At 60.0% G+C, this 245-nt stretch carries 1 protein-coding gene; it reads right to left on the bottom strand.

The genetic code is table 11. The annotated features are described in order from the left end of the window. The coding region (locus NQS30_RS21360) for a condensation domain-containing protein (RefSeq protein WP_350322357.1) at positions 1-245 on the bottom strand (245 nt) is incomplete at both ends.

The raw sequence follows: 245 nt of genomic DNA, 5'->3' as shown, positions 1-245 counted from the left end.
AGCGTGTTGACGAACATGCCGAGAATCGGTTCAAGGTCTTTGTGCGGACGCCCGGCAATCGGCGAGCCGACGATGATGTCTTCCTGCCCGCTCAATCTCGCGAGTAACGTATTGTACGCGGCGAGAAGCACCATATACAAAGTGGAGCCGTGATCCCGGGCAATGCGGTGAAGGCCGGATGCCGTTTCAGCGTCAAGCGTGCACGATACGCTGCCGCCCGCAAAGCTTCTGACAGCCGGACGGGC

It is taken from the genome of Bacillus sp. B1(2022) (genome assembly GCF_040259625.1).
GTDB classification, from domain to species: Bacteria; Bacillota; Bacilli; order Bacillales; family Bacillaceae; genus Bacillus; species Bacillus velezensis.
Note: the sequence above shows the minus strand (reverse complement) of the source record. Positions and strands in the feature narration are given on the sequence as shown.